Source organism: Brevibacterium litoralis (assembly GCF_040212315.1).
Taxonomy (GTDB): domain Bacteria; phylum Actinomycetota; class Actinomycetes; order Actinomycetales; family Brevibacteriaceae; genus Brevibacterium; species Brevibacterium litoralis.
Genome location: NZ_JBDIUY010000056.1, coordinates 1 through 2,120, shown reverse-complemented (window position 1 = coordinate 2,120; position 2,120 = coordinate 1). Strand labels below are relative to the sequence as shown.

The 2,120-nt window shown below is 67.6% G+C and carries 2 protein-coding genes; one reads left to right on the top strand and one right to left on the bottom strand.

The genetic code is table 11. From position 1 onward, the window contains the following. Window positions 1-37 precede the first annotated feature (37 nt). Window positions 38-1,324 carry a tyrosine--tRNA ligase gene (gene tyrS / locus AAD496_RS14845; protein ID WP_349829660.1) on the top strand — a complete coding sequence of 429 codons (1,287 nt, stop codon included), beginning with the start codon at window positions 38-40 and terminating at the stop codon, window positions 1,322-1,324. A gap of 134 nt (window positions 1,325-1,458) precedes the next feature. On the opposite strand, the gene AAD496_RS14840 is transcribed toward tyrS, so the two are convergent. After that, window positions 1,459-1,812, bottom strand: coding sequence for a universal stress protein (locus AAD496_RS14840; protein ID WP_349829659.1), 354 nt, complete (start codon window positions 1,810-1,812; stop codon window positions 1,459-1,461). Between the last annotated feature and the right edge of the window lie 308 nt (window positions 1,813-2,120).

Below are 2,120 nucleotides of genomic sequence, written 5' to 3'. Positions count from 1 at the left end.
GGTGGCACGCACGTACGAGTGAGTCGAAAGGCTGATCGTGACCGACATCCTCAGTGAGTTGAAGGCCCGCGACCTGGTGGCACTGTCCACCGACGAGGAGGCGCTCGCCCGCGCCTTCGCCCAGGGGCCGGTCAACTTCTATATCGGTTTCGATCCGACGGCGCCGAGTCTGCACATGGGCAACCTCGTGCAGATCCTGTTCGCCCGTCGTCTGCAGGAGGCCGGTAACAACCCGTTCATGCTCGTCGGCGGCGCCACGGGACTCATCGGCGACCCGCGGATGACGAACGAGCGGTCGCTCAACTCCCGCGAGGTCGTCTCCGGGTGGGTGGATTCCATCCGCGGCCAGTTGGAGCGGTTCATCGACTTCGAGGGCGCGCACCGCGCGACGATGGTGAACAACTTCGACTGGACCGGTGAGTACAACGCGATCGACTTCCTCCGCGAGGTCGGCAAGCACTTCTCCGTCAACCGGATGCTCGCGAAGGAGGCCGTCAAGGCCCGCCTGGAGTCCGATGCCGGCATCAGCTTCACGGAGTTCTCCTACCAGCTGCTCCAGGGCAACGACTACCGCGAGCTGTACAAGCGCTACGGCGTGACCCTGCAGCACGGTGGATCCGACCAGTGGGGCAACCTCACCTCGGGCACCGACCTCATCCGCCGGACCGAGGGCGAGCACGTCCACGCGATGGCGACACCCCTCATGACGAAGGCCGACGGCACCAAGTTCGGCAAGACGGAGTCCGGCACCGTGTGGCTCGACCCCGAGCTCACGAGCCCCTACGCGTTCAGTCAGTTCTGGCTCAACGCCGACGACCGCGACGTCATGCGCTACCTGCGTGTGTTCTCCTTCCGGTCGACGGAGGAGCTCGACGCGATCGAGGAGGAGTTCACGGCCGCTCCGTTCAAGCGTCTGGCGCAGAAGACGCTCGCCGAGGAGGTCACCACCCTCGTCCACGGCGAGCAGCAGACCGCCCAGGCCTTCGCCGCGGCCGCCGCGCTGTTCGGGGGCGGGGAACTGGCGGGCCTGGAGCCTGCGACCCTGCGGGCCGCCACTGCCGAGGTTCCCCACGCCGAGGCGACCGCCGCTGAGATCTCGGAGGGCCTGGGCGTCGCCGAGGCGTTCGCGCGGGCCGGCATCACGAAGTCGAAGGGCGATGCCCGCCGGGCGCTCAAGGACGGCGGCGCCTACGTGAACAACGTGAAGGCTGTCGGGGAGGACGCGGTCATCACGACCGCCGACGTCCTCGACGCCGGTGACCACGGTGTCGTCGTGCTCCGCCGGGGCAAGAAGACGCTCGGTGCGCTGACCGTTCTCAACTGAGAGACGTTCCGTCTGATCCGCACCGGCTGAAGACCCCTGTCACGGACATCCGTGACAGGGGTCTTCTGTGTGTGCCGGGGCCCGGGCGGCGATCGAGTCAGTGGTGGGGTGCCGGGGCCCGGGCGGCGATCGAGTCAGTGGGGGACCTTGACCGCGATGACGGGGATGGAGGACTCCAGGAGGATCTGCTGGGCAGTGCTGCCGAGCAGGAGTTTGCCCACGGGGGAGCGGTGGCGGATCCCGACGACGATGACGCTCGCGCCCAGTTCCTCCGCGAGGTCGAGGAACTCGCCGGCGGAGTCCCGCACCTCGGGGTCGGGATCACGGTAGGCGACGCGGATGCCGTCGAGCACCTCGGTCGCGGGTCCGTCCGGGGAGGCGAACCGGAAGGCGAGGACGTCCTCCTCCCGGCGGGCCGCCTCAGTGAGTGCGAACTCGAAGGCTGCTGTTCCCTCCGCAGTGGAAGCATGAGCGACGAGTACGGTCATGGTGTTTCCTCCTGGCACGGTGAGTGCTCGGGTGGGCCGGACGACGTGAGGCAGAGGTGCCACGCGTGAACGGTCCTGTGTGGCGGGCACCACTGTATCCAGGATCGGGCGTGTCAGGGGAAGGCCGGAGTACCCGAGTTCCTGGGTGTACGGGAATGTCAGCGCAGGTGGCGGCGCGGAAACCATCCTGTGGGCGAGGTCACCCGGTTTCGGTTTGCTCCAGGCACTGCCCGACGCATAGAGTTCTATCTCGTTCGCCGCCACGGTAGGCGGGGAACGACAATCGAATCTCCACCCGACCGGGTGAC

Excerpts from the sequence above, each read along its gene's own strand:
- AAD496_RS14840 (WP_349829659.1), bottom strand. The coding sequence starts at position 1,812 with ATGACCGTACTCGTCGCTCATGCTTCCACTGCGGAGGGAACAGCAGCC.